The sequence below is a fragment of the Pseudomonas sp. BNK-7 genome (genome assembly GCF_048072025.1).
Classification (GTDB): domain Bacteria; phylum Pseudomonadota; class Gammaproteobacteria; order Pseudomonadales; family Pseudomonadaceae; genus Aquipseudomonas; species Aquipseudomonas danubii.
Window position 1 is genome coordinate 3,029,512 of record NZ_CP182252.1, and the last position, 25,667, is coordinate 3,055,178.

Annotated in this window: 23 protein-coding genes and 6 tRNA genes; 23 read left to right on the forward strand and 6 right to left on the reverse strand. The window is 62.5% G+C overall.

Going from position 1 to position 25,667, the window contains the following annotated elements:
- Positions 1-347: 347 nt before the first annotated feature.
- The 6 genes from ACMGF8_RS14120 to ACMGF8_RS14145 all read left to right on the forward strand — a co-directional run bounded on the left by ACMGF8_RS14120 (position 348) and on the right by ACMGF8_RS14145 (position 1,020).
- Positions 348-423: transfer RNA gene (locus tag ACMGF8_RS14120), tRNA-Glu, on the forward strand.
- Between the two features lie 2 nt (positions 424-425).
- Positions 426-501: transfer RNA gene (locus ACMGF8_RS14125), tRNA-Gly, on the forward strand.
- Between the two features lie 104 nt (positions 502-605).
- Positions 606-681: transfer RNA gene (locus tag ACMGF8_RS14130), tRNA-Glu, on the forward strand.
- Between the two features lie 3 nt (positions 682-684).
- Positions 685-760, forward strand: a tRNA-Gly gene (locus ACMGF8_RS14135).
- Positions 761-865: 105 nt separating this feature from the next.
- Positions 866-941 (forward strand) — tRNA-Glu (locus ACMGF8_RS14140).
- A gap of 3 nt (positions 942-944) precedes the next feature.
- A tRNA-Gly gene (locus ACMGF8_RS14145) sits at positions 945-1,020 on the forward strand.
- A gap of 124 nt (positions 1,021-1,144) precedes the next feature.
- Here ACMGF8_RS14145 and ACMGF8_RS14150 read toward each other — a convergent pair.
- Positions 1,145-1,777 (reverse strand): LysE family translocator, encoded by a 633-nt coding sequence (locus tag ACMGF8_RS14150; protein ID WP_102863937.1) that lies wholly within the window; start codon positions 1,775-1,777, stop codon positions 1,145-1,147.
- Positions 1,778-1,819: 42 nt separating this feature from the next.
- On the reverse strand, positions 1,820-2,446 hold the full coding sequence (locus ACMGF8_RS14155) for an alanyl-tRNA editing protein (RefSeq protein WP_115581890.1): 627 nt from the start codon (positions 2,444-2,446) through the stop codon (positions 1,820-1,822).
- Between the two features lie 89 nt (positions 2,447-2,535).
- Here ACMGF8_RS14155 and ACMGF8_RS14160 point away from each other — a divergent pair, with 89 nt between their 5' ends.
- Positions 2,536-3,489 (forward strand): LysR family transcriptional regulator, encoded by a 954-nt coding sequence (locus ACMGF8_RS14160; protein ID WP_102863935.1) that lies wholly within the window; start codon positions 2,536-2,538, stop codon positions 3,487-3,489.
- Positions 3,490-3,651: 162 nt separating this feature from the next.
- Here ACMGF8_RS14160 and ACMGF8_RS14165 read toward each other — a convergent pair whose 3' ends face one another.
- Both ACMGF8_RS14165 and ACMGF8_RS14170 read right to left on the reverse strand, forming a co-directional pair.
- Positions 3,652-4,059 (reverse strand): PA2817 family protein, encoded by a 408-nt coding sequence (locus ACMGF8_RS14165; RefSeq protein WP_016968255.1) that lies wholly within the window; start codon positions 4,057-4,059, stop codon positions 3,652-3,654.
- Between the two features lie 85 nt (positions 4,060-4,144).
- Positions 4,145-6,592 carry an acyl-CoA dehydrogenase gene (locus ACMGF8_RS14170; protein WP_115581891.1) on the reverse strand — a complete coding sequence of 816 codons (2,448 nt, stop codon included), beginning with the start codon at positions 6,590-6,592 and terminating at the stop codon, positions 4,145-4,147.
- Positions 6,593-6,820: 228 nt separating this feature from the next.
- On the opposite strand from ACMGF8_RS14170, the gene ACMGF8_RS14175 reads away from it, so the two are divergent.
- The 4 genes from ACMGF8_RS14175 (at position 6,821) to ACMGF8_RS14190 (ending at position 9,987) form a co-directional block, all read left to right on the forward strand.
- Positions 6,821-7,480 (forward strand): transglutaminase-like domain-containing protein, encoded by a 660-nt coding sequence (locus ACMGF8_RS14175; protein ID WP_250329322.1) that lies wholly within the window; start codon positions 6,821-6,823, stop codon positions 7,478-7,480.
- A 42-nt stretch (positions 7,481-7,522) separates the two neighbouring features.
- Positions 7,523-8,146, forward strand: coding sequence for a glutathione S-transferase (locus ACMGF8_RS14180; protein WP_416759971.1), 624 nt, complete (start codon positions 7,523-7,525; stop codon positions 8,144-8,146).
- A 132-nt stretch (positions 8,147-8,278) separates the two neighbouring features.
- Positions 8,279-9,211 (forward strand): ABC transporter ATP-binding protein, encoded by a 933-nt coding sequence (locus ACMGF8_RS14185; RefSeq protein WP_102863931.1) that lies wholly within the window; start codon positions 8,279-8,281, stop codon positions 9,209-9,211.
- Positions 9,208-9,987 (forward strand): ABC transporter permease, encoded by a 780-nt coding sequence (locus tag ACMGF8_RS14190; protein ID WP_102863930.1) that lies wholly within the window; start codon positions 9,208-9,210, stop codon positions 9,985-9,987. Before ACMGF8_RS14185 ends, ACMGF8_RS14190 begins: the two co-directional genes overlap by 4 nt.
- A gap of 53 nt (positions 9,988-10,040) precedes the next feature.
- On the opposite strand, the gene ACMGF8_RS14195 is transcribed toward ACMGF8_RS14190, so the two are convergent.
- Positions 10,041-10,556, reverse strand: coding sequence for a DUF2062 domain-containing protein (locus tag ACMGF8_RS14195; protein WP_102863929.1), 516 nt, complete (start codon positions 10,554-10,556; stop codon positions 10,041-10,043).
- A 139-nt stretch (positions 10,557-10,695) separates the two neighbouring features.
- On the opposite strand from ACMGF8_RS14195, the gene ACMGF8_RS14200 reads away from it, so the two are divergent.
- The 12 genes from ACMGF8_RS14200 (at position 10,696) to ACMGF8_RS14255 (ending at position 22,172) form a co-directional block, all read left to right on the forward strand.
- The gene (locus tag ACMGF8_RS14200) at positions 10,696-12,927 is read left to right on the forward strand and encodes a DNA internalization-related competence protein ComEC/Rec2 (protein ID WP_416759974.1); all 2,232 of its coding nucleotides are present in this window, start codon (positions 10,696-10,698) and stop codon (positions 12,925-12,927) included.
- Between the two features lie 102 nt (positions 12,928-13,029).
- Positions 13,030-13,665, forward strand: a complete 636-nt coding sequence (locus ACMGF8_RS14205; protein WP_162884118.1) for a MotA/TolQ/ExbB proton channel family protein — start codon at positions 13,030-13,032, stop codon at positions 13,663-13,665.
- The gene (locus ACMGF8_RS14210; protein WP_102863926.1) at positions 13,662-14,090 is read left to right on the forward strand and encodes an ExbD/TolR family protein; all 429 of its coding nucleotides are present in this window, start codon (positions 13,662-13,664) and stop codon (positions 14,088-14,090) included. The genes ACMGF8_RS14205 and ACMGF8_RS14210 overlap by 4 nt, the downstream gene beginning before the upstream one ends.
- Complete coding sequence (gene lpxK / locus ACMGF8_RS14215) at positions 14,090-15,100, forward strand: tetraacyldisaccharide 4'-kinase (protein ID WP_416759979.1); 1,011 nt, start codon at positions 14,090-14,092, stop codon at positions 15,098-15,100. Before ACMGF8_RS14210 ends, lpxK begins: the two co-directional genes overlap by 1 nt.
- Before the next feature lie 23 nt (positions 15,101-15,123).
- Positions 15,124-15,309, forward strand: a complete 186-nt coding sequence (locus tag ACMGF8_RS14220) for a Trm112 family protein (protein ID WP_011060103.1) — start codon at positions 15,124-15,126, stop codon at positions 15,307-15,309.
- Positions 15,306-16,070: a 3-deoxy-manno-octulosonate cytidylyltransferase gene (gene kdsB / locus ACMGF8_RS14225; RefSeq protein ID WP_416759982.1), complete on the forward strand. Its 765-nt coding sequence runs from the start codon at positions 15,306-15,308 to the stop codon at positions 16,068-16,070. Before ACMGF8_RS14220 ends, kdsB begins: the two co-directional genes overlap by 4 nt.
- Positions 16,070-16,534 carry a low molecular weight protein-tyrosine-phosphatase gene (locus ACMGF8_RS14230; protein WP_102863923.1) on the forward strand — a complete coding sequence of 155 codons (465 nt, stop codon included), beginning with the start codon at positions 16,070-16,072 and terminating at the stop codon, positions 16,532-16,534. The genes kdsB and ACMGF8_RS14230 overlap by 1 nt, the downstream gene beginning before the upstream one ends.
- Positions 16,531-17,550: a UDP-N-acetylmuramate dehydrogenase gene (gene murB / locus ACMGF8_RS14235; RefSeq protein ID WP_115581895.1), complete on the forward strand. Its 1,020-nt coding sequence runs from the start codon at positions 16,531-16,533 to the stop codon at positions 17,548-17,550. Before ACMGF8_RS14230 ends, murB begins: the two co-directional genes overlap by 4 nt.
- Positions 17,551-17,801: 251 nt before the next feature.
- On the forward strand, positions 17,802-18,272 hold the full coding sequence (locus ACMGF8_RS14240; RefSeq protein WP_207167290.1) for a (2Fe-2S)-binding protein: 471 nt from the start codon (positions 17,802-17,804) through the stop codon (positions 18,270-18,272).
- Positions 18,269-20,584 (forward strand): xanthine dehydrogenase family protein molybdopterin-binding subunit, encoded by a 2,316-nt coding sequence (locus tag ACMGF8_RS14245; protein WP_102863920.1) that lies wholly within the window; start codon positions 18,269-18,271, stop codon positions 20,582-20,584. The genes ACMGF8_RS14240 and ACMGF8_RS14245 overlap by 4 nt, the downstream gene beginning before the upstream one ends.
- The gene (locus ACMGF8_RS14250; protein ID WP_102863919.1) at positions 20,584-21,579 is read left to right on the forward strand and encodes an XdhC family protein; all 996 of its coding nucleotides are present in this window, start codon (positions 20,584-20,586) and stop codon (positions 21,577-21,579) included. Before ACMGF8_RS14245 ends, ACMGF8_RS14250 begins: the two co-directional genes overlap by 1 nt.
- A complete protein-coding gene (locus ACMGF8_RS14255; RefSeq protein WP_207167291.1) occupies positions 21,576-22,172 on the forward strand; it encodes a nucleotidyltransferase family protein in 597 nt (198 codons plus the stop codon). Before ACMGF8_RS14250 ends, ACMGF8_RS14255 begins: the two co-directional genes overlap by 4 nt.
- A gap of 62 nt (positions 22,173-22,234) precedes the next feature.
- On the opposite strand, the gene rne is transcribed toward ACMGF8_RS14255, so the two are convergent.
- The gene (rne, locus tag ACMGF8_RS14260) at positions 22,235-25,474 is read right to left on the reverse strand and encodes a ribonuclease E (protein WP_207167292.1); all 3,240 of its coding nucleotides are present in this window, start codon (positions 25,472-25,474) and stop codon (positions 22,235-22,237) included.
- Between the last annotated feature and the right edge of the window lie 193 nt (positions 25,475-25,667).

Below are 25,667 nucleotides of genomic sequence, written 5' to 3' on the forward strand. Positions count from 1 at the left end.
ATTCGCGTGCGAGTGTAGTGGCTTGGCATTTAGACGCATAGCGCCGCTCGACGAGCCGGGCATGAGTTGTGCTGCTTATATAGGTATAGAACCACCAGGGTGAGCCCCAGGTTCAAATTGCCATCACCGGCTGCGGGGGACTATAGCGTCTTGTCGAGTGCCAGAATATAGGCGTCAAAGCGCGGACGGCAGAAAAGCTCGAAGTGAGCCTAAAACCACTCCGAAGTCATTGATTTAAATAAAATTATATCTGGGGGTTGACGGCCTCCCAAAGCATCCATAGAATGCGCGCCACTTTCAACGGAAAGCAAAGCGCGAAACGTTGAAGGTAGTGAATGTTGTAGCGTGTCCCCTTCGTCTAGTGGCCTAGGACACCGCCCTTTCACGGCGGTAACAGGGGTTCGAGTCCCCTAGGGGACGCCAATGCGGGAATAGCTCAGTTGGTAGAGCACGACCTTGCCAAGGTCGGGGTCGCGAGTTCGAGTCTCGTTTCCCGCTCCAATTTTAAACGGCACTGCTTTCGGGCGGGGTCGAGTGAAACCAGAACCAAGTCTTCGGATGAGGATCTGGACACCGAAACACACACCATGTGTTCCGGGTAGCGTGTCCCCTTCGTCTAGTGGCCTAGGACACCGCCCTTTCACGGCGGTAACAGGGGTTCGAGTCCCCTAGGGGACGCCATTTGCGGGAATAGCTCAGTTGGTAGAGCACGACCTTGCCAAGGTCGGGGTCGCGAGTTCGAGTCTCGTTTCCCGCTCCAATTTTAAACGGCACTGCTTTAGGGCGGGGTCGAGTGAAACCAGAACCGAATTCTTCGGATGAGGATCTGGACACCGAAACACACACCATGTGTTCCGGGTAGCGTGTCCCCTTCGTCTAGTGGCCTAGGACACCGCCCTTTCACGGCGGTAACAGGGGTTCGAGTCCCCTAGGGGACGCCATTTGCGGGAATAGCTCAGTTGGTAGAGCACGACCTTGCCAAGGTCGGGGTCGCGAGTTCGAGTCTCGTTTCCCGCTCCAATTTCACAAAAACGCCGCTCACTGAGCGGCGTTTTTGTTTGTCTGCGATTCAACGCTTCGTCCAGCCGTGGACAAAAAAAGGCCCGCCAGTCAGACGACTGTGCGGGCCTTTGTCGTGGGTCGCTTACAGCGACAGCAGCAGGCGTCCGGCGAACAGCAGCAGGATCAGCCCCATACAGCGCTCGAACCAGTGCCCCAGGCGCATGAACAGCAGGCGGACCCGGGTGCTGGAAAAGAACAGCGCGACGATGACGAACCACAGGGCGTTCACCAGGCACATCCAGGCGCCATACAGCGCCTGAATGCTCAACGGCGTGGTGGCGCTGACCAGGGTGGTGAAGATCGCCAGGAAAAACAGGGTCGCCTTGGGGTTGGTGGCGTTGGTCAGGAAACCGGTGATAAAGGCTCGCAGCAACGTCTGCTGCGGCTCATCCGGCGCGGTGTCGCCTGGGATGCTGGTCTTGGCCTTGCTGCGCAACAGGCTGACGCCCAGGTACAGAATGTAGGCCGCGCCCAGCAGCTTGGCGGCGCTCAGCAGCCAGGGCGTAGCGTGCATCAGTGCGCCGACCCCCAGCAGGGTGTAGAGCACATGCACCGAAATGCCGGCGCCGATTCCCAGGGCGGTACAGACACCGGTCATTCGGCCAAAGCGCACGCTCTGGCGAATGGTGACGGCAAAGTCCGGGCCCGGGGCGACCACGGCAAGAAAGTGAACGACGGCCAGGGCAAGAAATTCCCCAAGATAATTGGACAGCATGCGGACTCCGCAAGGCAGGAAGGTGGGTAAAGCGTGGGTGGCTCAGCCGAGGCTGTAGCTGACTGAAAGGGTGCCTTTCTTCTCCGCGACCGAGTCGATGATCACCCGTCCCAGCTGTTGCAGGTGCCGGACGTGAGTGCCGCCGCAACCGTAGGCGGGCAACTGGCCGAAGCTGATCTGGCGCGATCCGGCGGCCAGGGAAATATGCCTTGGAAAATCCTCGCTGATCCATCGTGCGAGGGCGTTCTGCACTCGGGCGCAGTCGATTGCCTGAGGCTGTTCGCCGGGCTTGAACGACACCCGTCCCTCGTTCGGCCAGTGATGAGCCTTGATCGGTATCCAGCCCAGGCTCTGTACGAAGTGGCCAATCAAGTGTCCGGCGGAGTGCATGCGGCTGTTGAACAGGCGCTGCTCTTCATCGACGCGAGCTTCATGGCTTCCCGGCGTCAGCGGCTGGGTCAGGTAATGCACGATCTGCTCGCCTTCCTGGGTGACTCGCAGCACGCGGGCCTCGCCAATCCAACCGGTGTCGCTGGGTTGGCCGCCACCCTGGGGATGAAAGGGTGTGGCGTGCAAGGTCGCGGCGAACAGATCGTCCCGGGGCACGCAGGTCAGCAGTTCTACTGGGGCAGTCAGCAGGTCGTGTTCGTAGTACAGGCGAAGCGTCATTTCTCAAACCCTGGAACCAAGTGTTTTTTTATTATGAGGCTTGGGTAATTGCGTGATAATCCGTTCAAAACTCAATGGACTATTGCGTCATGAGCATAAATCTCCCCCTGCCTTTGCTGGCAGAAATGGCCATCTTCGTCAGGGTCGTTGAAACCGGCAGCTTTTCCGAAGCGGCGCGTCAGCTGGGTTCCTCGCCGTCAGCGGTGAGCCGCAGCATCTCGCGGCTGGAGAAGGCCCTGGCCACGCGCCTGCTGCAACGCACCACCCGCAAGTTGCGCTTGAGCGACGGCGGCGAAGAGGTTTTCAAGCGCTGCAGCGAGATGGTCAGTGCGGCCCGTTCGGTCATGGAGATCAGCGGACAGTTCACCCACGAGGCCGAGGGCGTGGTGCGGGTCAGTGTGCCCAAGGCAGTGGGGCGCTTCGTGGTGCATCCCCATATGCCGGAGTTTCTTCGGCGCTACCCGAAGGTGGATGTCGAACTGCTGCATGAAGACAGGGATATCGACCTGATTGAAGACAATGTCGACCTGGCGATTCGCATCACCGATCGCCCGCCGCCAGGTTTGATTGGTCGTCAGTTGTTGCGCATTGATCACCTGCTGTGTGCCACCCCGCAGTATCTGGCGCAGCAGGGTACGCCGCAGCATCCTCAGGACCTGCGCCAGCACAGTTGCATCTATCTCGGGGAAACCCCCAGCGATGCGCGGTGGAAGTTCACCCAAGGCGGCAAGGCGGTGACTGTTGGTGTGCGCGGGCGTTATGCCGCCAACCACACGGGTGTGCGCCTGGATGCGGTGCTGCAGCATCTGGGCATTGGCAGCCTGCCGTATTTCACCGCGCGTCATGCTCTGGAGCAGGGGCTGATTGTCCAGGTGTTGCCGGAGTGGACCTTTCTTGCGTCCTATCACGGCGGTGCCTGGCTCCTGCATTCGCCAACCCGCTACCTGCCGCCCAAGCTGCGGGTCTTCATCGACTATCTGGTGGAGTGCCTGGCTCGGGAGCCGACCTTGAACCGCCCCGGCAAAGCCGAACGCATCTTGTAGAAACTGTCGGCTTGCCAGCGAAGATGCCTTTGAGGGCGATGCAAAAACCCAAGGGCCTCTTCGCCGGCAAGCCGGCTCCTACGAGGACGACGCGATAAGGCGGGCATAAAAAAAGGCCCGCCGGAAAAGCCGGGCGGGCCTTGGTTGCGCGAGGCGCGGCAATCAGTGCTTGCTGTCCTGGGCGGAGAGCGCCAGCAGCTGTTTTTCCTGGTTCCAGTCGAAGGGCTCGTCGTTCTGCTCGGCTTCGAAACGGCGTTCTTCCAGGGCCTGGTACAGGTCGATTTCTTCATCGGGCATGTAGTGCAGGCAGTCACCGGCGAAGAACCACAGCAGGTCGCGCGGCACCAGATGAGCGATCTGCGGATAGCGCTGCATGATCTGGCACAGCAGGTCCTGGCCCAGGTACTGGCTTTCGATCGGGTCGATCGGCAGCGAGGCGCGCAGTTCATCGAAGCGCTCCAGGAACAGCGCATGGCTTTCTTCGGGAACCTGTTCGGCTTCTCCCACCGCCACCAGGATGCTGCGCAGGTGGTCCAGGAGGACGAGATGATCGGCGACGACGTTGGACATGACAGGGTCCTCAAGAGCAAAACGGGCGCGGGAGTATATAGCCCTCGCGCCCGGTTTCATAATCGACCTGTCCCCAGGGGCCCGTTTAGCGGGTCTTGCCCTCGCTCAAGGTCAGTTCCTCCTTGGCGAAATCATCCACGTCGATGACTTTGCGTCGCGCCGCTTCGGCGTCTCGCAGGCTCTGGGCTTCGGCCGCTTGCAGCACGCCGGCGTCCAGGGCCGCATCGATGGGCGACTCGCCCGCCGCCGGTTTGACCTGGCCGCTTTTCAGCGCTTCGTGGAGTTTTTTCTGCAGCGGACGGGTCGCGCTCAGCAGGTCGCAGGCGTGCTGCAGGGCGCCTACCGGATCGTCCGTCGATTGCGGGCGATAGCAGCCGGCGAGCACCGCTTCCAGGGCCGGGTCGCCTTGGGCGCGGCCAATGATCGCCGCCACTTCGGCATCCAGGCGGTCCGACGGCCCGGTATGGCGACGGCCGAAGGGGAACACCAATACCCGTAGCAGGCAGCCGAACACTCGGCTGGGGAAGTTGCTGAGCAACTCGTCCAGGGCGCGTTCGGAGTGGCCAAGGCTTTCTTCCAGGGCCCAGGCCAGCAGGGGCCGCAAGTACTCCGGTGAATCCAGATCGTGATAGCGCTTGAGCGCCGCCGAGGCCAGGTACAGGTGGCTGAGCACGTCGCCCAGGCGCGCCGACAGGCGCTCGCGGCGCTTGAGCTCGCCCCCCAGGAGCATCATGGACACGTCGGCCAGCAGGGCGAAGGCCGCAGCCTGGCGGTTCAGGGCGCGGAAGTAGCCTTGGCTGAGCTTGTCTCCCGGGTTTTGTTCGAAGTGGCCCAGGCCCAGGTTCAGCACCAGGGTGCTGGCGGCGTTGCTCACGGCAAAACCAATGTGCTGCAGCAGCAGGGCGTCGAATTCCTGCAGGGCCTGGTCATGGTCCTCGCGTCCGGCCAGGGCCATTTCCTTGAGCACGAACGGATGGCAGCGGATGGCCCCCTGGCCAAAGATCATCAGGTTGCGCGAGAGGATATTGGCGCCTTCCACGGTGATGAAGATCGGCGCGCCCTGCCAACTGCGGCCCAGGTAGTTGTTGGGCCCCATGATGATGCCCTTGCCACCGTGCACGTCCATGGCGTGGCTGATGCACTCGCGTCCGCGCTCAGTGAGGTGGTACTTGAGAATGGCCGACAGCACCGAGGGTTTCTCTCCCAGGTCCACGGCGTTGGCGGTCAGCATGCGCGCGCTGTCCATCAGCCAGGCATTGCCGCCGAGGCGGGCCAGGGCCTCCTGAATCCCCTCGAAGGCGCTGAGGGGCACATTGAACTGCTCCCGTACCTGGGCGTACTGGCCCGTCACCAGGCTGGTGAACTTGGCGGCGCCGGTGCCCACCGCCGGCAGGGAGATCGAGCGTCCCACCGACAGGCAGTTCATCAGCATCATCCAGCCTTTGCCGAGCATTTCCCGGCCGCCGATCAAGTAGTCCAGGGGAATGAACACGTCCTTGCCGGAATTGGGGCCGTTCATGAAGGCCGCGCCCAGGGGCAGGTGGCGGCGGCCGATCTCGACCCCCGGGGTATCGGTGGGGATCAGCGCCAGGCTGATGCCCAGGTCTTCCTCGTCCCCCAGCAGGTGATCCGGGTCGTGGGCCTTGAAGGCCAGCCCCAGCAGGGTGGCCACCGGGCCCAGGGTGATGTAGCGCTTTTCCCAGTTCAGGCGCAGGCCGAGGGTTTCCTCGCCTTGCCATTGGCCCTTGCAGATGATGCCAGTGTCGGGCATGGCTCCTGCGTCGGAGCCTGCCAATGGGCCGGTGAGGGCGAAGCAGGGGATGTCGTCACCACGAGCCAGGCGCGGCAGGTAGTGGTTGCGTTGTTCTTCGGTGCCGTAATGCAGCAGCAGTTCCGCCGGGCCCAGGGAGTTGGGGACCATGACCGTGGAGGCCAGGTCGCCGCTGCGGGTCGCCAGCTTCATCGCTACCTGAGAGTGGGCGTAGGCGGAAAAACCCTTGCCGCCGTACTCCTTGGGAATGATCAGGGCAAAGAAGCCATGTTCCTTGATATGGGTCCAGGCCGCGGGCGGCAGGTCCATGTGCTGGCCAATCTGCCAGTCACTGACCATGGCGCAGAGTTCTTCGGTGGGGCCGTCGATAAAGGCTTGTTCTTCATCGGTCAACTGGGCCTTGGGGTAGGCCAGCAAGGTGTTCCAGTCCGGGCGGCCGCTGAACAGCTCGCCGTCCCACCACACGGTGCCGGCGTCGATGGCGTCGCGCTCGGTCTGCGACATCGGCGGCAGGACCTTCTGGAACCAGGCGAACAGCGGTGCGCTGAAGTACTTGCGTCGCAGGTCCGGTAGCAGCAAAGGCGCGGCGACGGCCGCCAGCACTACCCAGAAAACCAGCAACAACCAGCCGGGTGCTCGGCTGAAGGCGCCCATGGCCAGCAGGAAAACGGCCACTGCACCCAGGGCGGGCAGAGGGGCAGTGCGGCGGTGCGCCAGGTAGGCCACTCCAACCAGCAGAACCAGTATCCACAACAACAGCATATTCAATCCTCCATGAAACCAGGGGCCAAATCACCTTCAGAGCTTAGTCGGCCTCCGACAAAGCGGGTGATCGGTGCGGTGCGAGTACAGCGCTAGGCTTTGCCGTCGAGCCAAGGCTGGCAAACCCGGTCCGATTGGATCGAGCCGACCCTGACCTTTGGCCGAAACGTCGTTATCGCTGGGGCGCACGCCTCGATAGACTCCAGGCTTCGCTCGGAGGTTTTGCCCATGCACGAGTACCTGCGTCCCAGCCGCTTCATCGATAGTGACCACCCTGCAGTGGTGGAGTTCGCCGAATCTCATCGCGGTGCCAGTGGTGATCCGCGACAGCAGGCGGTGAGTCTGTACTACGCCGTGCGTGAGGCCGTGCGCTACAACTTCTATTCCTTCAGTCGCGATCCCGAGACCTTGCGAGGCAGCCATGCCCTGGCCAGCGGCGAAAGCTATTGCGTGCCCAAGGCCACTTTGCTCGCCGGCTGCGCAAGGCATTGCGGGATTGCGGCGCGTATCGGTCTGGCGGATGTGCGCAATCATCTGTCGACGCCCCGTCTGCTGGAGTTGCTGCGCAGCGATGTGTTCGCCATGCACGGCTACACCGAGTTGTACCTGCACGGACGCTGGGTCAAGGCGACGCCGGCGTTCAATCAGAGTCTGTGCGAGTTGTTCGACGTGGCGCCGCTGGATTTTGACGGTGTGCAGGACAGTGTTTTCCACCCCTTCAACCGCCAGGGTGACCAATCTATGGAGTACCTGGTGGACCATGGGCGCTTCGCCGATGTGCCGCAGAGCCTGTTCTTTGGCCACCTGGAAAAGTGCTATCCCCATCTGTTCAGTGAGCAGAGCCCAGGGTTGCTGGGGGGCATGCACGGCGATTTGAGTCGCGGCTGATCAGGCGTAGACTGCCCCGGCATTCATTACTGAGGGATGGTCATGCTGAAGATCTGGGGTCGCAAGAACTCTTCGAATGTCAGGAAGGCGTTGTGGTGTGCTGAAGAATTGGCGCTGGCCTATGAGTCCCTGGATGCCGGCGGTGCCTTCGGCGTAGTGGACACCCCGGAGTATCGGGCGCTGAACCCCAATGGGCGCATCCCAATGATTGAAGACGATGGCTTCGTGCTCTGGGAGTCCAACAGCATCGTGCGTTACCTGGCGGCCCGGCATGCCGCCAATAGCCACTGGTATCCGGCCGATGTGCAGGTCCGGGCCAGTGCCGAGAAGTGGATGGACTGGACCACCTCGACCTTCGCCGAACCGTTCCGGCAGTTGTTCTGGGGCGTGTTGCGTACTCCCGCGGCGCAGCAGGACTGGCAACAGATCAATGCCGCCAAGGCCACTTGCGCCGAGTTGCTGGCCCGGGTCGATCAGGCGTTGGCTGGGCAGCCCTTTCTGTCGGGAGAAGAAATCGGCGTGGGCGATATCCCGCTGGGCAGCTTCATCTATGCCTGGTTCGAGATGCCCATCGAGCGGCCTTCGATGCCTCATCTTGAGGCCTGGTACCAGCGCTTGAAGCAGCGTCCGGCTTATCGTCAGGCGGTGATGACCGCGTTGACTTAATACCCACTATCGATACGCGTGACTGTACTTGCGTGGCCTCGACCCGCAACATGGCGAGCGCCTGGCGTCGTTGCAATCCAGCCAGGCTGCCCTCACTTATACAATTCCCTCTTCTTGGTGCATGAATCCGATATGAGTTCCGCTCTGTCCATCCGGCAGCTAACCAAAACCTACGGCAACGGTTTCCAGGCCCTGAGTGGTATCGATCTGGATGTCGCCGAAGGTGACTTTTTCGCCCTGCTTGGTCCTAACGGGGCCGGTAAATCCACCACCATCGGCATTCTTTCGACCCTGGTGAACAAGACCAGCGGCACCGTGAATGTCTTCGGTCACGATTTGGATCGTGAGCCTGCGGCGCTCAAGCGCTGCATCGGCGTGGTGCCGCAGGAGTTCAACTTCAACCAGTTCGAGAAGACCTTCGACATCGTCGTCACTCAGGCCGGCTATTACGGCATTCCGGCGAAGATCGCCAAGGAGCGGGCCGAGCAGTACCTGACCCAGCTCGGCCTCTGGGACAAGCGCGATGTGCCTTCGCGTTCCCTGTCCGGTGGCATGAAGCGCCGCCTGATGATCGCTCGTGCGCTGGTGCATGAGCCGCGCCTGCTGATCCTCGACGAACCCACTGCCGGGGTCGATATCGAGCTGCGCCGTTCGATGTGGAGCTTCCTCACCGAGCTCAATCAGAAAGGCATCACCATCATCCTCACCACCCATTACCTGGAAGAGGCTGAGCAGCTGTGCCGCAACATCGGCATCATCGACCACGGCACCATCGTCGAGAACACCAGCATGCGGCAGTTGCTGGGCCAGTTGCATGTGGAAACCTTCCTTCTCGATCTCAAGCACGATCTCAGTGTGGCGCCGCAGCTGGCGGGCTACCCGACCCGGCTGGTGGACAGCCACACCCTGGAAGTCCAGGTGGACAAGGCTGTGGGGATTACGGCGCTGTTCGGTCAACTGGCCCTGCAGAACATCGAGGTCTTGAGCCTGCGTAACAAAACCAACCGACTTGAGGAGTTGTTCGTGTCCTTGGTGGAGAAGAATCTGTCGAAGGTGGCGGTATGAGTTCTGAGTTGAAACCCAATCTGGTGGCGCTCAACACCATTGTCTATCGCGAGGTCCGACGCTTTACCCGGATCTGGCCACAGACCCTGCTGCCGCCGGCCATTACCATGGTTCTGTACTTCGTCATCTTCGGTAATCTGATTGGTCGGCAGATCGGTGATATGGGTGGTTTCACCTACATGGAGTACATCGTGCCGGGGCTGATCATGATGTCGGTGATCACCAACTCCTACGGCAACGTGGTGTCGAGCTTCTTCGGCAGCAAGTTCCAGCGCTCCATCGAGGAATTGATGGTGTCGCCGGTATCGCCCCACACCATTCTCATCGGCTACACCCTGGGTGGGGTCCTGCGGGGCTTGATGGTGGGAATCATCGTGACCCTGTTGTCGTTGTTCTTCACCAAGCTGCAGGTGCATCACTTGGGTGTGACCGTGCTGGTGGTGGTGCTGACGGCAACCATCTTCTCGCTGTTGGGCTTTATCAACGCGGTGTTTGCGCGCAACTTCGACGATATCTCGATTATCCCGACCTTCGTGCTGACGCCCCTGACCTACCTGGGCGGAGTGTTCTACTCGATCAATCTGCTGCCGCCGTTCTGGCAGACCGTGTCCCTGGCCAACCCGGTGCTGCACATGGTCAACGCCTTCCGTTTCGGCATTCTCGGGGTTTCGGACATCAAGATCAGTGTGGCCATCACCTTCATGCTGGTGGCCACCGTGGTGCTTTATATCGGTTGTGCCCGACTGCTGGTCAGTGGCCGCGGCATGCGTCAGTAAACGCCGTGATGGTGTACTGAAAACGGCCTCCTTTGGGAGGCCGTTTTCGTTTGTCATCGCCGCTGTTGCTTGCGTCTGTGCCATTGGCGGCCGACCCACCAGCGCCAGTAGAGCATGGTCAGGCAATAGGCCAGGGCTCCCAGCACCAATCCGGCCACCACCGAGCCGAGAAGGAAGGGTTGCCACAGGGTACTGAGCTGGCTGCTGATCCATTCCCAGGTCAGTTCGTCGGGCAAGGTGCGCGTCGGCACATTCATCAGCCAGGCGCCCAGTTGATAGGTGCAGAAGAACACCGGCGGCATGGTAATGGGGTTGGTCAGCCAGACCAGGCTGACGCTGATGGGCATGTTGCTCCGCAGCCAGATGGCCAGTACCGCGGCCAGCAGCATCTGCATCGGGATCGGGATAAAGGCGGCGAACAGGCCGACAGCCATGGCTCGGGCCACCGAGTGCCGATTGAGGTGCCAGAGGTTGGCGTCATGCAACAGGGTGCCAAGAAAGCGTAAGGACTTGTGTTCCCGGATGCTGACCGGATCTGGCATGTAACGTTTGAATAAGTGCCGGGGCATAAGGCTTCTCGGTCAGGTCAGACGAGGATTATGACTGGATTCTAGCCAGCGCAAATTCAGACATTGTGACAAATGATAAAGCCGCGCCTGCGATCCTCGGCTAAGCCAAGACTAGGAACTGCCAAGGATGGGCTGATGGATGGTTACAGGGATGCTGGCCCTGGCCGCAGGACTGCTGGCGCTGGGTTTCATGCCGGTGCTGCCGCCCGGCTGGTTGTTGCTGCTGATGGCGATAGCGGGGCTGATGTTGCTGCCTTTTCGTACACATCCGGTGGCATTTTTTTTGTTCGGTTTGGCCTGGGCCTGTGCATCCGGGCAATGGGCGCTGGATGATCGCCTGCCCCAGTTCCTGGATGGGCAAACCCGCTGGCTGGAAGGGCGGGTGGTCGGCTTGCCGGAACCGGGGGCGGGCGTGGTGCGCTTTGAGCTCAGGGATGCCCAGTCCCGACGAGAGCGCCTGCCGCGGCGAATTCGCCTGGCCTGGCACGGTGGGCCACCTGTCAATAGCGGCGAACGCTGGCGCCTGGCGGTCAAGCTGCGGCGTCCTGCCGGTCTGCTCAATCTTCACGGTTTCGATTACGAAGCCTGGCTGCTGGCCCGGCGCATTGGGGCCACCGGCACAGTTAAGGATGGGCAACTGCTGGCGCCGGCACGCCACGCCTGGCGTGATGGGCTGCGCCAGCGTGTACTCGCGGTCGAGGCCCACGGCCGCGCCGCAGGCCTGGCGGCATTGGTGATGGGCGACGGTTCGGGGCTGACGCGGGAAGATTGGCAACTGTTGCAGGACACCGGCACGGTGCACCTGATGGTGATATCCGGACAGCACATCAGCCTGCTGGCCGCAGTGATCTACCTTGCAGTGGCAGGGCTGGCTCGTTACGGGCTTTGGCCCGCGCGCTGGCCCTGGCTGCCTTGGGCCTGCGCCCTGGCCTTTGTCGGGGCGCTGGGCTACGGCCTGCTGGCAGGGTTCGATGTGCCGGTGCAGAGGGCCTGCGTGATGGTTGCGCTGGTGCTGCTCTGGCGCTGGCGCTTTCGTCACCTGCGGGCTTGGTGGCCCTTGTTGCTGGCGTTGAATGCAGTGCTGTTGTTCGAGCCCCTGGCCAGCTTGCAGCCAGGGTTCTGGCTGTCCTATGCCGCGGTGGCGGTGCTCATCTTCACCTTTGCCGGGCGCCTGGGTTCCTGGCGTTGGTGGCAGAGTTGGACCCGCGCCCAGTGGTTGATGGGTATTGGCCTGTTGCCCCCCTTGCTGGCCCTTGGCTTGCCCATCAGTCTCAGTGGTCCGCTGGCCAACCTGCTGGCGGTGCCCTGGATCAGTCTGCTGGTCCTGCCCCCGGCCTTGCTGGGCTGTCTGTTGTTGCCTGTGCCATATGTGGGCGAAGGCCTGTTATGGCTGGCGGGTGGCCTGCTGGATGGGCTGTTCCGCTTACTGGGGGCGATGGCCGGATTTTGGCCAGCCTGGGTGGCGCCGTTGATCCCCCTTTGGGTTTGGGGCCTGAGCAGCTTGGGCGCGCTGTTGTTGCTGTTGCCCAAGGGCGTGCCACTGCGGGTGCTGGGTTGGCCGTTGTTGCTGTTGGCAGTCTGGCCTCCACAGGACCCTGTACCCGAGGGTGAGGTGGAGATCTGGCAGCTGGATGTGGGGCAGGGGTTGTCGTTCATCCTGCGCACCCGTGATCACGCGATGTTGTATGACACCGGTGCGCGAGTCGCGGATTTCGACCTGGGGGAGCGAGTGGTGCTGCCGACGCTGCATAAACTTGGCATTCGACGGTTGGACTTGATGCTGCTCAGCCACGCCGATAACGATCATGCCGGAGGCGCCCTGGCAGTCCAGCGCGGGATACCGGTGAGCCAGGTGCGCAGCGGCGAGCCTGAGGCCTTGCCGGCTGCCCTGCAGTCGGCCCCCTGTGATAGCGGGCTGAGCTGGCACTGGAATGGCGCTCGCTTCACGCTGTGGCAGTGGGCGGGGGCGGCAGACGGCAACCAGGCTTCCTGTGTGCTGCTGGTCGAGGCCGGCGGCGAACGCCTGCTGCTCACCGGCGATATCGATGTCCATGCTGAGCGTGCCTTGCTCGACAGTCCGCTGGCGGTTCGCATTCACTGGTTGCAGGCGCCCCATCATGGCAGCCGTACCTCATCCTCCATGGCCTTGCTCCGGCGGCTGGCGCCGAAGGCGGTGCTGATTTCCCGGGGGCGGGGCAATGCCTTTGGCCATCCTCATCCCCAGGTGGTGGCGCGCTACCGGCAATTGGGCATGGTGATTCATGACAGTGCCGAGCAAGGTGCACTGAAGCTGCGGCTGGGGACTTTCGGCCAGCCTGAAAGCCTGCGCCAACAGCGGCGCTTCTGGCGCGAATGGCCAGCAATGCCTTAAATAACCGTGGGTTATTAAAGCCACTGAGCATGCGACATCACGGTCTTCGGTGCGTCCAGCCCCTATGTTAGAGTGGCGCACTTTTTCGAGGGGACTGTCACTGTGTGGGAATTGGTCAAATCCGGCGGCTGGATGATGTTGCCGATCATTCTGAGTTCCATCGCGGCTGTGGGCATCATCGCCGAGCGTTTGTGGACCCTGCGGGCCAGCCGAGTCACCCCGCCCCATTTGCTGGGCCAGGTCTGGCGCTGGATCAAGGACAAGCAACTCAATAAGGAGAAACTCAAGGAACTGCGTGCCGATTCGCCCCTGGGAGAGATCCTGGCAGCGGGCCTGGCCAACTCCAAGCATGGTCGCGAGATCATGAAGGAATGCATCGAGGAGGCGGCGGCCCGGGTCATTCACGAACTCGAGCGCTACCTCAACGCCCTCGGCACCATCGCCGCCATGGCGCCCTTGCTGGGCCTGCTGGGTACGGTGCTGGGCATGATCGATATCTTCAGTTCGTTCATGGGTTCGGGCATGACCAGCAACGCTGCAGTGCTTGCCGGTGGTATTTCCAAGGCACTGATCACCACTGCCGCCGGTTTGATGGTGGGTATTCCTTCGGTGTTCTTCCACCGTTTCCTGCAACGCCGGGTCGATGAGCTGGTGGTGGGCATGGAACAGGAAGCGATCAAGCTGGTGGAAGTGATCCAGGGCGACCGCGATGTCGACCTGGCTGAGGGCAAAGCGTGAAATTCCGTCGCAAACCCCGGGAAACCGTGGACATCAACCTTGCTTCGTTGATTGACGTGGTGTTCATCCTGCTGCTGTTTTTCGTCGTTACCACCACCTTTACCCGGGAGACCCAACTGCGGGTCGATCTGCCGGAAGCGGTCAGCGGCTCGCCCGCCGAAGACCAGCAGGTCAAGCAGCTGGATATCGCCATCAGCGCTGATGGCGTGTTCTCGGTCAACAATCAGGTGCTGCCGAAGAATGACCTGGCGACCCTGATGGACGCCTTGCAGAAAGAGTCGGCGGGAGACACCAACCTGCCGTTGTCCATCAGTGCCGACGGCAAGACACAACATCAAGCGGTGATCACTGCCATGGACGCGGCCGGCAAGCTCGGTTTCAGCCATTTGCGCATGACCACCGTCGAGGCGGCGCCGGCACCCTGATGGCACTTTCTGATCGTCTGCTTGCCGCCTGGTACAACGGCCATCCTGCGCTGAAACTGCTGCAGCCCCTGGAATGGCTGTACCGCCGCGTGGTGGTGGGCAAGCGCCAGCGTTTTCTGGCAGGTGAGGGGGCGATCTATCAACCGCCGGTGCCTTTGATCGTGGTGGGCAACATCACCGTCGGAGGCACTGGCAAGACGCCGTTGATCCTGTGGTTGGTGGAGCACTGCCAGCGCCTTGGCCTGCGGGTCGGGGTGGTCAGCCGTGGCTATGGCGCCAAGCCGCCGCAACTGCCCTGGCGAGTGACGGCCGACGACAGCGCCACCGTGGCTGGTGATGAACCGCTGCTGATCGTTCAGCGCTGTGGCGTGCCGCTGATGATCGACCCGGATCGCAGCCGCGCGGTGCAGGCCTTGCTGGCTGCCGAACCGCTGGATCTGATTCTTTCCGACGACGGCCTGCAGCATTACCGTCTGGCCCGTGATCTGGAACTGGTGCTGATCGACGCGGCCCGCGGCCTGGGCAATCGTCGCTGTTTGCCGGCCGGCCCGCTGCGTGAGCCGGTGGAGCGTCTGCACAGTGTCGATGCCCTGCTCTACAACGGCGCCTTTGATGATCGCACCGATGGTTTTGCCTTCCATCTCAAGCCTTCGGTGCTGGTCAATCTGCAGAGCGGCGAGCGTCGCCCGGTGGAACACTTCGCGCCAGGGCAAGCGGTGCACGCGGTGGCCGGTATCGGCAACCCCCAGCGTTTCTTCAATACCCTTGAAACGCTACACTGGCGGCCTGTCCCCCATGCATTTGCCGATCACGCCCAATACAGTGCGCAGGCCTTGGCCTTCACCCCGTCATTGCCGCTGGTCATGACCGAAAAAGATGCGGTCAAGTGCCGTGACTTCGCGGCAGCCGACTGGTGGTACCTGGCGGTGGACGCCGTGCCGTCCGCAGCCTTCATCGCCTGGTTCGATACCCAGCTGATGCGCCTGCTGCCTGATCGTCTGTTGCCTTAATCGCTTTTATCCAGGGAAACCTCATGGACACCAAACTGCTCGACATCCTGGCCTGCCCGATCTGCAAAGGCCCTCTCAAACTCAGCGCCGACAAGACCGAGCTGATCAGCAAGGGCGCCGGCCTGGCCTACCCGATTCGCGACGGCATCCCGGTGATGCTGGAAAGCGAGGCCCGTACCCTGACCACCGAAGAGCGCCTGGACAAATGAGCAGCGCTTTCACCGTGGTCATCCCGGCGCGTTTCGCCTCCACCCGTCTGCCAGGCAAACCCCTGCAACTGATCGCCGGCAAGCCGATGATCCAGTGGGTCTGGGAGCAGGCCTGCAAGAGCAGCGCCGAGCGAGTGGTGGTGGCCACCGATGATCAGCGTATCGTCGAGGCCTGCCAGGGCTTTGACGCGCAAGCGCTGCTGACGCGGGAAGACCACAATTCGGGTACCGATCGTTTGGCGGAAGTCGCGGGCAAGCTCGGCCTGGCGGCGGATGCCATTGTGGTCAACGTCCAGGGTGATGAGCCGCTGATTCCACCTTCGGTGATCGATCAGGTGGCGGCCAACCTGGCGGCCCATACCGAAGCGCGCATGGCTACCCTGGCCGAGCCGATCGAGGACGCACAGACTCTGTTCAATCCGAACGTGGTCAAGGTGGTTACTGACCTCAACGGCCTGGCCCTGACCTTCAGTCGCGCCCCCTTGCCGTGGGCCCGGGATGCCTTTGCCAAGAGTCATGATCAGTTGCCGGAAGGCGTGCCTTATCGCCGACACATCGGTATCTACGCCTACCGTGCAGGTTTTCTCCATGACTTCGTCAGTTGGGGGCCGTGCTGGCTGGAAAACGCCGAGTCCCTGGAGCAGTTGCGTGCCCTGTGGCACGGCGTGCGCATCCACGTTGCCGATGCCCTGGAAGCACCTCCCACTGGCGTCGATACCGCTGAAGACCTTGAGCGCGTTCGGCGCCTGCTGGAGGCGTGATGCGGGTTCTGTTCGTCTGCCTGGGCAATATCTGCCGCTCGCCCACCGCCGAAGGCGTGTTGCGCCATAAGTTGCAAGAAGCCGGCCTGGGTCATCAGGTTCAGGTCGCGTCTGCCGGCACCAGCGACTGGCACGTTGGCAAGGCGCCGGACAAGCGCAGCCAGCAGGCGGCCTTGCGGCGCGGCTACGACCTTTCTGCGCAACGGGCGCAGCAGGTTGGCAGTGCCGATTTCGCCGTGTATGACCTGATTTTCGCCATGGACCAGAGCAACCTGCGCAACCTCAAGGCTCTGCAGCCGGCTTTGGGCAAGGCCGAGCTGGATCTGTTCCTGCGCCGCTACGAGGCGCCGCTGGATGAAGTGCCTGACCCGTATTACGACGGTGAGCAGGGCTTCGAGCAGGTGCTGGACCTGATCGAGGATGCCTGTGATCGGTTGGTGATCGAACTGAAGGGGCGGTTATGAGCCTGGACATTCAATCCGATGTGTCCCTCAAGCCGTTCAACAGTTTCGGGGTCGAGGTCAAGGCGCAGCGGTTCGCCCAGGCCCACAGCGATGACGACGTACGCGAGGCCCTGGCCTATTGCGCCGATCAGCAGTTGCCACTGCTGGTGATCGGCGGCGGCAGCAACCTGCTGCTGACGACGGATATCCAGGCACTGGTGTTGCGCATGGCCACCCGTGGGATTCGCTTGCTTAGCGATGACGGGCTGCGGGTGGTGGTGGAAGCCGAGGCTGGCGAAACCTGGCATCCCTTCGTGCAATGGACCCTGGACCAGGGCTTGTCCGGGCTGGAGAACCTCAGCCTGATCCCCGGCACCGTCGGCGCCGCGCCGATGCAGAACATCGGTGCCTATGGTGTCGAGATCAAGGACGTGTTCGTCGGTCTCACCGCCCTGGATCGGCAGACCGGCGAACTGCGGGACTTCGACCTGGCCCAGTGCCAGTTCGCCTACCGCGACAGCCTGTTCAAGCATCAGGCCGGCCGCTGGCTGATTCTGCGGGTGCGTTTTGCCCTCAATCGTGTCGATCATCTGCATCTGGAGTACGGTCCGGTGCGTCAGCGCCTGAGTGAGCAGGGCATCGAACAGCCGACCGCCAGGGATGTCAGCCGGGCGATTTGCAGCATCCGCAGCGAGAAACTTCCGGACCCGGCGGTGCTTGGCAATGCCGGCAGCTTTTTCAAGAACCCGGTGGTGTCGGCGGTGCTGGCGGCGCAGATCAAGCAGTCGCATCCGGGGTTGGTGGGTTATCCCCAGGCCGACGGGCAGGTCAAGCTGGCGGCTGGCTGGCTGATCGAACAGGCGGGCTGGAAAGGCTTTCGCGATGCCGATGCCGGTGTGCATCGCCTGCAATCCCTGGTGCTGGTGAACTACGGTACGGCCACAGGCTTGCAACTGTTGGAGTTGGCCCGGCGCATCCAGCGCGATATCGCCGAGCGCTTTGGTGTCGAGCTGGAGATGGAGCCGAATCTGTATTGAGGCAGCTCTTGAACTAAGCTCAGCGCTTGAGTCCAAAGCCTTGCACGGTTTACACCCTGCAAGGCTTTTTTATGCATGACGACTTAACTTAGCTTGCTAACAATGTGAGTATTTGTCGTCGCCAAAGGCCCGGTGAAGCCCCGTCTTCACAAGAGAGCCCGATTAGCCTGAGCCGATCTGCGCGCACCGCAGCCGCGCTGCTGCGTGGCAGATGGCTCGACCCCATCACCTCATAGAATGCGGGCGTGCCCATGATTACCCTGAAGCTCAACGGTCAAGATCATCCACTGGACGTCACCGAGGACATGCCACTGTTGTGGGCCATCCGCGATGTGGCGGGTTACAGCGGCACCAAATTCGGCTGCGGCATGGGCCTGTGCGGCGCCTGCACCGTTCATATCGACGGTGATCCGGCGCGCAGTTGCATCACCCCGGCCGGCTCGGTGCTGGGCAAGAACATCAGCACCATCGATAACCTGCACAACGATCCGGTCGGGCAGGTGGTGCAGCAGGCCTGGCTGGATACAGTGGTGGCCCAGTGCGGTTATTGCCAGGGCGGACAGATCATGTCCGCCACTGCATTGCTCAAGATCCATCCCAATCCCAGCGACGAGCAGATCGAGGAGGCGATGCTCGGCAATATCTGTCGCTGCGGCACCTACAACCGGATCAAGACTGCGATTCGCCAGGCAGCCAACCATCTGCAGGAGGCCAAGGCATGAACCACCTACCCAGTGATTTTGCCCTGAGCAACCTCAGTCGCCGGAGTTTTCTCAAGGGCGTGGGGGCAACCGGAGCCCTGGTGCTGGCGGCCAGTTGGGGCTGGCAGCAGGCGTTTGCCGAAGACCAGAAGTTCGGTGCCGACGGCATGCCCCATGGCTGGGTCGACGATCCCAAGGTCTATGTGAGCATCGCCAGTGACGGCAGCGTGACGGTGATCTGCAACCGCTCGGAGATGGGCCAGGGGGTGCGGACCAGCCTTAGCATGGTGGTGGCTGATGAGCTGGAGGCCGATTGGGCTCAGGTCAAGGTCAAGCAGGCGCCCGGGGACGAAGCGCGCTTTGGCAACCAGGACACCGACGGTTCGCGCAGCATGCGCCATTGGTACGAGCCCATGCGTCGTTGCGGCGCCGCTGCGCGAACCATGCTGGAACAGGCCGCCGCCGAGCAATGGCAAGTACCGCTGAGCGAGTGCCGGGCGCAGTTGCACAAAGTGGTTCACCAACCCAGCGGGCGCGAACTGGGCTATGGCGCTCTGGCCGCAGCGGCGGGGGCTCTGGCGGTGCCGGCCCGGGACAGCCTGCGGCTGAAGCAGGCGTCGGAGTTTCGCTATATCGGTAAAGAGGCGACCCGGGCCATCGACGGCGAGGACATCGTCAATGGTCGTGCGGTGTACGGCGCCGATGTGCACTTTGAAGGCATGCTGTTTGCGGCAGTGGCGCGGCCCCGAGTCTATGGCGGCAAGGTCAAGTCCGTGGATGACAGTGCAGCGCTGAAGGTGCCTGGGGTGATCAAGGTCATGCCCATCGATGGCCGCCCGTTGCCTTCCGAGTTCCAGCCCCTGGGCGGTGTGGCGGTGGTGGCGAGCAACACCTGGGCGGCGATCAAGGGCCGCGATGCCTTGAAGATCGAGTGGGACGATGGAGTCAATGCCGGGTACAACTCCATCGAATATCGCAAGGAGTTGGAGGCGGCTGCGCAAAAGCCGGGCAAGGTGGTGCGCAGCACCGGCAACCTGGATGAAGCCCTGAGTGGTGCGCAGAGCAGCCTGGAAGTCACCTATTACCTGCCGCACCTGGCCCAGGCGCCCATGGAGCCGATGGTGGCCGTGGCGCGCTTCATGGATGGCCGTTGCGAGGCCTGGGCGCCGAGTCAGGCGCCTCAGGTCACCCGCGAGCGGATTGCCGAGCGCCTGGGCATCGGCTTTGACCAGGTCACGGTCAATGTCACCCTGCTGGGCGGCGGCTTCGGACGCAAATCCAAGCCGGACTTCATTCTTGAAGCGGCCATCCTGGCCAAGGCGTTTCCCGGCAAGGCGGTGCGGGTGCAGTGGACCCGGGAGGATGATATCCACCACTCCTACTTCCATACGGTGTCGGCGGAGTACCTCAAGGCCGGGTTAAGCGAGGACGGCATGCCTGCCGCCTGGCTGCATCGCACCGTGGCGCCTAGCATTACCGCGTTGTTTGCCCCGGGGATGAACCATGAAGGCGCCTTCGAGCTGGGCATGGGCTTCACCAACATGGCCTATGCGATCCCCAATGTGCGCCTGGAAAACCCCGAAGCTGCGGCCCATACCCGGGTAGGTTGGTATCGCTCGGTGTCGAACATTCCCCACGGTTTTGCCATTCAGAGTTTTGTCGACGAACTGGCCCACAAGGCGGGCCAGGACCCACTGAAGTACCAGCTCAAGCTGTTGGGGCCGGACCGTCAGATCGATCCGCGAACCCTGAGCGAAGAATGGAATTACGGCGAGTCCCCTGAGCGTTACCCGATCGATACCGGGCGCATGCGCGCGGTGCTGGAAACCGCGGCCAAGGCCGCCGGGTGGGGGCGCTCGCTGCCCAAGGGGCGTGGCCTGGGGTTGGCGGTGCACTACAGCTTCGTGACCTATGTGGCAGCGGTGATCGATGTGGAGGTGAAGGAGGACGGCACGCTGATTGTGCACAAGGCTGATATCGCTGTGGATTGCGGTCCGCAGATCAACCCTGAGCGTATTCGTTCGCAGTTCGAGGGGGCTTGTGTCATGGGCCTGGGCAATGCGGTGCTGGGAGAGATCAGCTTCAAGGACGGTAAGGTGCAGCAGGACAATTTCCATATGTATGAGGTGGCACGCATGTCCCTGGCACCGAAAGAGGTGCAGGTGCATTTGCTGACTCCGCCGGGCGAGGTGCCGCTGGGAGGCGTTGGTGAACCAGGTGTACCGCCCATTGCGCCGGCCCTGTGCAACGCCATCTTCGCCGCCACCGGCAAGCGCATCCGCAATCTGCCCGTGCGCTACCAGCTGCAGGGTTGGCAGCAGGCGGGTGCCTGATGGACAGCGTCGACCTGAATGTCCTGCGCAGTGTTCTGGAGTGGCGCCGCGCCGGGCGCACGGTGGTGCTCTATAGCGTGGTGCAGACCTGGGGCAGTGCGCCCCGGTTGCCGGGTGCCATGTTGGCCTTGCGCGACGATGGGGTGGTGATTGGCTCGGTATCCGGTGGTTGTATCGAGGACGACTTGATCACGCGCCTGGCGGATGGGCGCTTGTCCCTGTCCGGGCCGCCGGTGCAGTTGCTGACCTATGGTGTGACCCTGGAGGAGGCGGCACGTTTTGGCCTGCCTTGTGGCGGCACCTTGCGCCTGACCGAGGAGCGGGTTGGCGATCCTTCCTGGGTCGCCGAGTTGCTGGAGCGCTGCGAAGCGCACCAGATCGTGGCTCGGGAATTGAACCTGAGTAGCGGCCAGGTGCTGCTCAAGGCGGCGAGCAAGACGGATGAGCTGGCGTTCGACGGGCTCACTCTGCGGGCGATCTATGGGCCGCGCTGGCGTCTGTTGCTGATCGGCGCCGGGCAGCTTTCCCGTTATGTGGCGCAAATGGCCCGTCTGCTGGACTTCGAGGTGCTGGTCTGTGATCCGCGCCAGGAGTTCGTGCAAGGGTGGGAGGATCAGGATGGGCGCTTTGTCGCCGGCATGCCCGACGATGCAGTGCTGAGTATCAAGCCCGATGAGCGCACGGCGGTGGTGGCGCTGACTCATGATCCGCGTCTGGATGACATGGCCCTGCTGACGGCGCTCGATTCCCCGGCGTTTTATGTCGGAGCCCTGGGGTCTCGGGTCAACAGCCAGAAACGTCGGGACAACCTGGCGCTCTTGGGATTGTCAGCGCCGGCCATCGAGCGTTTGCATGGCCCGGTGGGGTTGCACATCGGCAGTCATACGCCGGCGGAGATTGCCTTGTCGCTGATGGCGGAGATCGTGGCGATCAAGAACGGCATTGAGCCCTTGCAGAAGAAGCCGTTGGCCCGAGTGGCCGAGGCGACCACATGATTGCCCCGCCTTGCGCCGTCATCCTGGCGGCGGGGCAGGGCAGTCGTTATCGAGAGGTGGCAGGGAGCGATCAGGATAAGTTGCTGGCACCTTGCAGAGGTCGCGATGGTGTATTGCGACCGGTGCTGGAACAGGTGCTGGTCAACCTGCCGGTGGAAATGCATCGGCGAGTGCTGGTCACGACGCCGGGACGGCCGCAGGTGGCGGAACTGGCGCAGGCTTATGGCTGCCAGGTGCTGTTGCTGGATTCCCTTGGCATGGGCCAGAGTCTGGCGGCGGCAGTGGCTGCTAGTGCCGATGCCGGTGGTTGGGTGATTTTGCTCGGGGATATGCCCTTTATCTTGCCAGGCACCATAACGCGGGTAATCGAGGCGTTGACCGAGGAGGCCATCAGCGTGCCTCGGCTGGGTGACGATCTGGGGCATCCGGTGGGGTTTGGTCGGGCTTATGGCGCCGCATTGCAAGGCTTGTCCGGTGATCGCGGTGCCAAGTGCCTGTTTGCCTCGGGCAAGGTGGTCGAGGTGTCAGTGACCGACCCGGGAGTGGTATGGGATGTGGATCGACCCGAGGCGCTGGTCTATCGGGAACGCTGAATGGCAGGCATGAAAAAGCCCCGCTCGGTTAACCGGGCGGGGCTTTTTCATTGCCGATGGAGTCAGACGAGAGGTTTAGGCTCGTGCTGTTTCTCCTCGGTGTGGGCTACGTGCTCAACGGCGTGCTCGACGTTGTGCGGAGCCTCTTCCACGGCTGGGGCAGCTTGCTCGACCGCAGGTTCGGCGACAGGCGCAGGTGCTGCTTCGGCTGCTTCGACAGGCGCTGGAGCGGCCTCGACGACCACTGGCGCTTCTACCGGAGCGGGTTCGGCAGCGACCACGGCTTCAACCGGGGCACCTGCGGCAGCCAGTTCGGCTTCCTTCTGCAGACGCTCGGCTTCACGCTTGCGACGACGCACTTCGCGCGGATCGTTTGGTGCGCGACCGTTGCTGGTCAGGGCGCTGGCAGGAGCGGCCTCGATCACTGGAGCGGGTGCTTCGGCAACCACAGGGGCGGCAACCGGAGCAGGCTCTTCGGCCTGTGCTGGTTGCTGGGCGACCACTGGCTGTTCGACAGCTACAGGCTCAGTTGCAGGCACTGGAGTTTCCTGAGCCGGCTCGATGGCCTTTTCTTCAGTCACTGGCGCTGGGGCTACAGGTTCTGCCACGGGCTGCTGGGCAACCACTGGCTGTGCTTCCACAACCACGGCGGGTTCGGCAGCGACTTCAACCTGGGCGGGTTCTGCAACAACCGGAGCTGCTTCGGCTACTGGAGCAACTTCAACCGCTGGAGCTGCTGGAGCTTCCACTGCAGTGGTGGCTTCAACAACAGGCGCTTGCGGAGCTTTTTCTTCAACCGCGGCCGTAGCACGTTCGGCTTGCTGATGCGCTTCGGCTTCAGCGTTGGCGCTGATGGCGGTGCTGGCAACGGCAGCGGTAACCGCAAGGCCGGCAGCCAGGTCGGCGCTGCTCGGCTCTTCGCCGTTCTCTTCCGAGCCTTCGATCACATTGCCGTTGGCATCGCGCTGACGTTCACGACGATTGCTGCGACGACGCTGGCCGCGGGAGCGACGACGTGGACGTTCGCCTTCGGCGTTGTCCTGGCCCTCTTCCTGCAGTTGCTCTTCGTTCGGCAGCACTTCTTCTTCGCTGGCGGCAGCGGCTTGAGCCTGCTCGGCGCGTGGTTGGCGCTCTTCACGTGGTTGACGCGGCTGGCGCTCTTCACGTGGCTGGCGAGCTGGACGCTCTTCAGTCACAGCAGCGGCGGTAGCGGCGGCTGCAGCCGGAGCGGCATCCAGAGGTTCACGCAGTTCGCGAACACGTTCTTCACGCTCGCCACGTGGCTTGCGGTCCTCGCGAGGGGCGCGTGGTTGACGTTCTTCACGAGGTGCGCGTGGAGCGCGTTCTTCGCGGGCTACGCCTTGTACTTCTTCACGGGCTTCACGAACTTCCCGTGGCTGACGCTCTTCCCGTGGTGCGCGTTCTTCACGCGGAGCACGTTCTTCGCGCGGCTTGCGTTCTTCATCGCGGCGACCGTTACGGTTGCGGCTCTGTTGGCGGCCGTTGCGACGTTGTTCTTCGTTGCTGCGCGCAGGACGTTCGGTCACTGGCTTCTCGACCACAACTGGAGCCGCTGGCTCTTCCTTGGTGGCGAACAGGCTGACCAGGGACTTCACCAGGCCTTTGAACAGGCTCGGCTCGGCAACAACCGGAGCTGGAGCGGCAACCGGTGCAGGGGCTTCGGTTGGCACTGGTGCGTTGGCGCGGGCCGGAGCGGTCTTCACTGCGGCTTCCTGGCGAACCAGGGTACGGGTGGCGGCGGTTGGCTGAACTTCTTCGGCTTCGGCAGCGGCAGCGGCGATTTCGTAGCTGGACTGATTGGTGTTGGCTTCCGGGCTGTCATCGCGCAGGCGCTGAACTTCGAAGTGCGGCGTTTCGAGGTGATCGTTCGGCAGGATGACGATGCGGGCACGGGTGCGCAGTTCGATCTTGGTGATCGAGTTGCGTTTTTCGTTGAGCAGGAAGGCGGCGACCGGAATCGGCACTTGGGCGCGAACTTCGGCGGTGCGGTCTTTCAGGGCTTCTTCTTCGATCAGGCGCAGGATCGCCAGGGACAGCGACTCGACGTCACGGATGATGCCGGTGCCGTTGCAGCGTGGGCAGACGATGCCGCTGCTTTCACCCAGGGATGGGCGCAGGCGCTGACGGGACATTTCCAGCAGGCCAAAGCGCGAGATGCGGCCGATCTGCACGCGGGCGCGGTCGGCTTCCAGGCATTCGCGGACTTTTTCTTCCACGGCGCGCTGGTTCTTGGCTGGGGTCATGTCGATGAAGTCGATGACGATCAGGCCGCCGATATCACGCAGGCGCAGTTGGCGAGCGATTTCTTCCGCTGCTTCCAGGTTGGTCTGCAGGGCGGTTTCTTCGATGTCGCTGCCTTTGGTGGCGCGGGCCGAGTTGATGTCGATGGACACCAGGGCTTCGGTCGGGTCGATGACGATGGAGCCGCCGGAAGGCAGTTCAACCACGCGCTGGAAGGCGGTCTCGATCTGGCTTTCGATCTGGAAACGGTTGAACAGCGGCACGCTGTCTTCGTACAGCTTGATCTTGCTGGCGTACTGCGGCATCACCTGGCGGATGAAGGTCAGGGCTTCGTCCTGGGCTTCAACGCTGTCGATCAGCACTTCGCCGATGTCCTGGCGCAGGTAGTCGCGGATCGCGCGGATGATCACGTTGCTTTCCTGGTAGATCAGGAATGGCGCGGAGCGATCCAGCGATGCTTCTTTGATGGCGGTCCAGAGTTGCAGCAGGTAATCCAGGTCCCACTGCATCTCTTCGCTGCTGCGGCCCAGGCCGGCAGTGCGCACGATCAGGCCCATGTCGGCAGGAGCTACCAGGCCGTTCAGCGCTTCACGCAGTTCGTTGCGCTCTTCGCCTTCGATGCGGCGGGAGATGCCGCCGGCACGTGGGTTGTTCGGCATCAGTACCAGGTAACGGCCCGCCAGGCTGATGAAGGTGGTCAGGGCGGCGCCCTTGTTACCACGCTCTTCTTTTTCGACCTGGACGATGACTTCCTGGCCTTCGCTCAGGACGTCCTTGATGTTGACGCGGCCTTCGGGGGCTTTCTTGAAGTATTCGCGGGAGATTTCTTTGAGGGGCAGGAAGCCGTGGCGCTCAGAGCCGAAATCGACAAAGGCAGCCTCAAGGCTTGGTTCGATACGAGTGATGCGGCCTTTATAGATGTTGGCCTTTTTCTGCTCGCGTGCACCGGACTCGATGTCCAGATCGTAGAGGCGCTGGCCGTCTACCAGGGCAACACGCAACTCTTCGGGTTGAGTTGCGTTAATCAGCATTCTTTTCATGTAGTACCGTCGGTTTCCGGGCTGCCGGAAACGGCGTTCGGCACACACGACTTCTCACGGTCGGTGTCAGGTGCGTCAGGAGTGGTTGACCACTCGAGTGTCTAGCGAGGTTCGTCCGAATAACTAAGAACGAAGTCGCGACTCACGCGTCCTGCTTGCTGTGGTGACTAAGGCACCGCTTAAGCAAAAGTCT

Bases quoted from the DNA above. Each gene is read 5' to 3' on its own strand.
- rne (WP_207167292.1), bottom strand. From the start codon at position 25,474: ATGAAAAGAATGCTGATTAACGCAACTCAACCCGAAGAGTTGCGTGTT.
- ACMGF8_RS14240 (WP_207167290.1), top strand. From the start codon at position 17,802: ATGATTACCCTGAAGCTCAACGGTCAAGATCATCCACTGGACGTCACC.
- ACMGF8_RS14250 (WP_102863919.1), top strand. From the start codon at position 20,584: ATGGACAGCGTCGACCTGAATGTCCTGCGCAGTGTTCTGGAGTGGCGC.
- ACMGF8_RS14185 (WP_102863931.1), top strand. From the start codon at position 8,279: ATGAGTTCCGCTCTGTCCATCCGGCAGCTAACCAAAACCTACGGCAAC.
- ACMGF8_RS14230 (WP_102863923.1), top strand. From the start codon at position 16,070: ATGCGGGTTCTGTTCGTCTGCCTGGGCAATATCTGCCGCTCGCCCACC.
- ACMGF8_RS14160 (WP_102863935.1), top strand. From the start codon at position 2,536: ATGAGCATAAATCTCCCCCTGCCTTTGCTGGCAGAAATGGCCATCTTC.
- ACMGF8_RS14155 (WP_115581890.1), bottom strand. From the start codon at position 2,446: ATGACGCTTCGCCTGTACTACGAACACGACCTGCTGACTGCCCCAGTA.
- ACMGF8_RS14245 (WP_102863920.1), top strand. From the start codon at position 18,269: ATGAACCACCTACCCAGTGATTTTGCCCTGAGCAACCTCAGTCGCCGG.
- murB (WP_115581895.1), top strand. From the start codon at position 16,531: ATGAGCCTGGACATTCAATCCGATGTGTCCCTCAAGCCGTTCAACAGT.
- ACMGF8_RS14200 (WP_416759974.1), top strand. From the start codon at position 10,696: ATGGTTACAGGGATGCTGGCCCTGGCCGCAGGACTGCTGGCGCTGGGT.
- lpxK (WP_416759979.1), top strand. From the start codon at position 14,090: ATGGCACTTTCTGATCGTCTGCTTGCCGCCTGGTACAACGGCCATCCT.
- ACMGF8_RS14170 (WP_115581891.1), bottom strand. From the start codon at position 6,592: ATGCTGTTGTTGTGGATACTGGTTCTGCTGGTTGGAGTGGCCTACCTG.
- kdsB (WP_416759982.1), top strand. From the start codon at position 15,306: ATGAGCAGCGCTTTCACCGTGGTCATCCCGGCGCGTTTCGCCTCCACC.
- ACMGF8_RS14195 (WP_102863929.1), bottom strand. From the start codon at position 10,556: ATGCCCCGGCACTTATTCAAACGTTACATGCCAGATCCGGTCAGCATC.
- ACMGF8_RS14165 (WP_016968255.1), bottom strand. From the start codon at position 4,059: ATGTCCAACGTCGTCGCCGATCATCTCGTCCTCCTGGACCACCTGCGC.
- ACMGF8_RS14190 (WP_102863930.1), top strand. From the start codon at position 9,208: ATGAGTTCTGAGTTGAAACCCAATCTGGTGGCGCTCAACACCATTGTC.
- ACMGF8_RS14180 (WP_416759971.1), top strand. From the start codon at position 7,523: ATGCTGAAGATCTGGGGTCGCAAGAACTCTTCGAATGTCAGGAAGGCG.
- ACMGF8_RS14220 (WP_011060103.1), top strand. From the start codon at position 15,124: ATGGACACCAAACTGCTCGACATCCTGGCCTGCCCGATCTGCAAAGGC.
- ACMGF8_RS14175 (WP_250329322.1), top strand. From the start codon at position 6,821: ATGCACGAGTACCTGCGTCCCAGCCGCTTCATCGATAGTGACCACCCT.
- ACMGF8_RS14255 (WP_207167291.1), top strand. From the start codon at position 21,576: ATGATTGCCCCGCCTTGCGCCGTCATCCTGGCGGCGGGGCAGGGCAGT.
- ACMGF8_RS14150 (WP_102863937.1), bottom strand. From the start codon at position 1,777: ATGCTGTCCAATTATCTTGGGGAATTTCTTGCCCTGGCCGTCGTTCAC.